At 71.2% G+C, this 3,546-nt stretch carries 5 protein-coding genes; 4 read left to right on the top strand and 1 reads right to left on the bottom strand.

The window, feature by feature from the left end:
• Positions 1-121 precede the first annotated feature (121 nt).
• A complete protein-coding gene (locus ACFWE2_RS25020) occupies positions 122-667 on the bottom strand; it encodes a hypothetical protein (RefSeq protein WP_377226914.1) in 546 nt (181 codons plus the stop codon).
• A gap of 304 nt (positions 668-971) precedes the next feature.
• On the opposite strand from ACFWE2_RS25020, the gene ACFWE2_RS25015 reads away from it, so the two are divergent.
• The 4 genes from ACFWE2_RS25015 (at position 972) to ACFWE2_RS25000 (ending at position 3,438) form a co-directional block, all read left to right on the top strand.
• Positions 972-1,454 carry a CarD family transcriptional regulator gene (locus ACFWE2_RS25015; RefSeq protein WP_116677014.1) on the top strand — a complete coding sequence of 161 codons (483 nt, stop codon included), beginning with the start codon at positions 972-974 and terminating at the stop codon, positions 1,452-1,454.
• 99 nt (positions 1,455-1,553) lie between these two features.
• On the top strand, positions 1,554-2,270 hold the full coding sequence (ispD, locus tag ACFWE2_RS25010) for a 2-C-methyl-D-erythritol 4-phosphate cytidylyltransferase (protein WP_377226913.1): 717 nt from the start codon (positions 1,554-1,556) through the stop codon (positions 2,268-2,270).
• Positions 2,267-2,815: a 2-C-methyl-D-erythritol 2,4-cyclodiphosphate synthase gene (ispF, locus tag ACFWE2_RS25005; protein WP_377226912.1), complete on the top strand. Its 549-nt coding sequence runs from the start codon at positions 2,267-2,269 to the stop codon at positions 2,813-2,815. Before ispD ends, ispF begins: the two co-directional genes overlap by 4 nt.
• On the top strand, positions 2,812-3,438 hold the full coding sequence (locus ACFWE2_RS25000) for a TetR/AcrR family transcriptional regulator (protein ID WP_377226911.1): 627 nt from the start codon (positions 2,812-2,814) through the stop codon (positions 3,436-3,438). Before ispF ends, ACFWE2_RS25000 begins: the two co-directional genes overlap by 4 nt.
• Positions 3,439-3,546: the final 108 nt, after the last annotated feature.

Below are 3,546 nucleotides of genomic sequence, written 5' to 3'. Positions count from 1 at the left end.
GTTGCTCTGAGATCGGTCAATCAAACGACCGATCTCAGAGCAACGGACCGAAGTCGTTTCCGGCGCCGTGCAAGGGACCGAACTCGGGTCGAGGCTCCGCGAGGCGAGGGCCTCGCCTACGTCACTCCGTGGGGGACGGCGATGCCGACGGCGAGCCCGACGGCGACGGCAGGACGGCGACCGGCAGGTAGTCGGCGTACTCCGGCAGCGTGCCGTCGAACACCGGGAGCTGGAACTCCTTGGCGTCGCCGCCGACGGTGAGCACCGCGTCGACGTAGTCGCCGGGCGCCGCGCCAACGGTGTCGAGCTGGACCGCCTCGCCGGTCTCCGTGCCCAGGTAGACCGTGCCGCCGGCCGGGACCTCGACCGTGACGGGGGAGGCGCCGGGGGCCTCGAGCGTGAACGACGCGTCGTCCGCCGTCTCGTTGGCGAGCGCGCCGAGGACGTTGCCTGCCTCGCCTTCAGCGGCCGACACGACCATGAGGTTGATGCCGCGCAGGTCCCTGTTCTCCTCGCCGAGCACTGAGACACCGACGCCGTCGGACGGGTCGTAGTTCAGGTCCGTGGTGGTCGGGGCGCAGGCCGCGAGGAGCAGGGCTCCCGTTGCGGAGACCGCGGCGAGGGCGATGGTGCGGGCGCCTCGAGCGGCGGTGGCGCGACGGGACACGGTGAACTCCCTGATGTTCGTCTGGTTCGGGCGGGGGCGGATCCCCGCCATATCCTAGTGGTCCTCGGGGTATGCCCGCGCATCGCGACCGGAGGCGAAATGCCCGGTCAGGGCGTGGCGACGGTCACGGCTCCGGAACGATCCGATAGTGCCGGTCCGAGTGGTAGCCGTCCGAACATTCACCCGCCGCAGCGCTCTGACCTGCGCAAACGCCTATCGGAAAGACCCTAGGGTAACCCAAAGGGCGCAAGTTCTCCTGATCACGCCGTGGTAACCTGGTTTCAGGGAAAGGGGACATCTGCAGATGACGTTCACAGTAGGCGAGACGGTTGTCTACCCGCACCACGGCGCGGCGCTGATCGAAGAGATCAAGGTCCGCAAGATTCGCGGCGAAGAGAAGATGTACCTCAAGCTCAAGGTCGCCCAGGGCGACCTCACCATCGAGGTCCCGGCGGAGAACGTCGACCTGGTGGGTGTGCGCGACGTCGTCGGCCAGGAGGGCCTCGACCGCGTGTTCGAGGTGCTGCGTGCGCCGTACACCGAAGAGCCCACCAACTGGTCGCGCCGGTACAAGGCGAACCTCGAGAAGCTCGCGTCCGGCGACGTCATCAAGGTGGCCGAGGTCGTTCGCGACCTGTCCCGCCGAGACGCCGACCGCGGTCTCTCCGCAGGCGAGAAGCGAATGCTCGCCAAGGCTCGCCAGATCCTCGTGTCCGAGCTGGCTCTGGCCGAGCACACCGAAGAGGAGAAGGCGGAAGCGATCCTCGACGAGGTTCTCGCTTCCTGACTTACCCACAGGATCCGTCTGACCTGACGGTCAGGACCCGGTGCTCGCGCCCCACGGGATCCTTCGCTTCAATCATGATCCTGTGGGGACCCCGACCAGATGACGACCCTTGCAATCCTGACGGCCGCTGGTTCGGGAACCCGTCTAGGGCGCGACCTGCCGAAGGCTCTGGTGGAGCTGCACGGCTTCCCACTGGTGCTGCACGCCGCGCGACGTCTCGCGGCGTCGGGTGCCGTGGACTCGATAGTGGTGACCGCGCCTGACGGCCTGGTCGGCGTCATGGCCGACCTCATGGCAGGCGACCCGCACGTGGGGATCCCCGTCCGGGTGACCGACGGCGGGCCCACCCGGCAGGCGTCCGTCGCAGCGGGCCTGGCTCTCGCGCGCTCTGAGGACGACGTCGTGCTGGTGCACGACGCCGCGCGGCCGCTGGTCCCGCCAGAGCTCGTCCAGCGGGTCGTGAGCGCCGTCCGCAGCGGTCACGGCGCCGTCGTCCCCGGCCTGCCGGTCACCGACACGGTGAAGCAGGTGCGTCCGGACGGCGACGCCGAGCTGGTGACGGGCACGCCCGACCGCTCGATGCTGCGGGCGGTGCAGACCCCCCAGGGGTTCGCCCGGGCGCTGCTCGTACGCGCGCACCACACGGGGGCCGAGCGTGCCGCCGCCGAACACCTCGCCGCGACCGATGACGCGGGCCTCGTCGAGGCTCTCGGGGAACCGGTCCACATCGTCCCCGGCGACGCGGCAGCCTTCAAGATCACCACCGAACGCGACTTGTGGCTCGCGTCCCTCGTGCTGCAGGAGACCACCGCATGACCGACCCGTCCAGCGCACCGGAGCCCGCACGGCCGGCTCCGCCCCCGTACCCCCTGCCCCGCACGGGCGTCGGGGTCGACGTGCACGCGTTCGCGCCGGACGGCTCGGACCGCGAGATGTGGCTCGGGGGCCTGCACTGGCCGGGGGAGCGCGGCCTGGCAGGCCACTCCGACGCCGACGTCGCAGCGCACGCGGCAGCGGACGCGCTGTTCTCCGCGGCGACGCTCGGAGACCTCGGCTCGCACTTCGGGACCGGCCGTCCCGAGTGGGCGGGCGCCTCCGGGACGACCCTGCTCGCCGAGGCCGCGAGGCGCGTTCGCGCTGCGGGGTACATGATCGGTAACGTGGCAGTTCAGGTGATCGGAAACCATCCGCGGGTCGGCACCCGGCGCGACGAGGCACAGGCGGCACTGTCCGCCGCCGTCGGCGCGCCCGTGTCCCTCACCGCGACCACGACGGACGCGCTCGGCCTGACCGGCCGCGGTGAGGGTGTCGCGGCGATCGCTACGGCGCTCGTCGTGCCCGAGACCGGGGGCGCGGCATGAACAAGCGGAAGCCGCTCGACGAGCGGCGTGCCGAGATCGTCGAGGCGGGCCTGAGCGTGGCGATGCGCGAGGGCGTCGAGTCGGTGACCGTGCGCCGCGTGGCGCAGGAGGCCGGGATCTCGCTGGGTACCGTGCACTACTGCTTCGACGACAAGGACGCGATGCTGCGCGCCATGGGCCGCGCCATCGCGATGCGGGCGTCGGAGCAGGTGCTGGCGGCGCTCGACGCGGGGCCGGACCGGACAGCCCTGGCCGACGCCACCGTCGACGCCATGCTGGGCGGCCTCAAGCAGCACCAGGAGATGCGGCTGCTGACGTTCGAGTTCGCGGTCTCGGGCGCGCGCACTCCGGTGCTGCGCGAGGTGGCGCAGGCCCACCTCAAGCAGAGCATCGCGATGACGCGCGAGTACCTGCAGCGGCTCGCGGACGTCGCGCACGTCAGGTTCCGCACCGATATCGGCGCGCTGGCGCGGATGACGGCGCTCCGCATCGACGGCATCGAGCTCGCGTGGATGGTGGACCAGGACGACGAGGCGGCGCGCGCGGGGTTCGCTGACCTCGCGGCCGCCGTCTTCGGCGACATGGAGCCCGTGGAGGAGCTGGAGCTCGCACGGGAGCTGTGAGGGGCTCAGGCTCAGCCCTCAGGCTCTGCTTGTTGGCGGCTGAGCCTGCGGTTCCGCTCCGGGCGCGTGCCTCGTTCCTCAGCCCGCACCCTGCGCGGCACCTCCGGC

The sequence above is a fragment of the Promicromonospora sp. NPDC060271 genome (assembly GCF_042726755.1).
Classification (GTDB): Bacteria; Actinomycetota; Actinomycetes; order Actinomycetales; family Cellulomonadaceae; genus Promicromonospora.
Note: the sequence above shows the minus strand (reverse complement) of the source record. Positions and strands in the feature narration are given on the sequence as shown.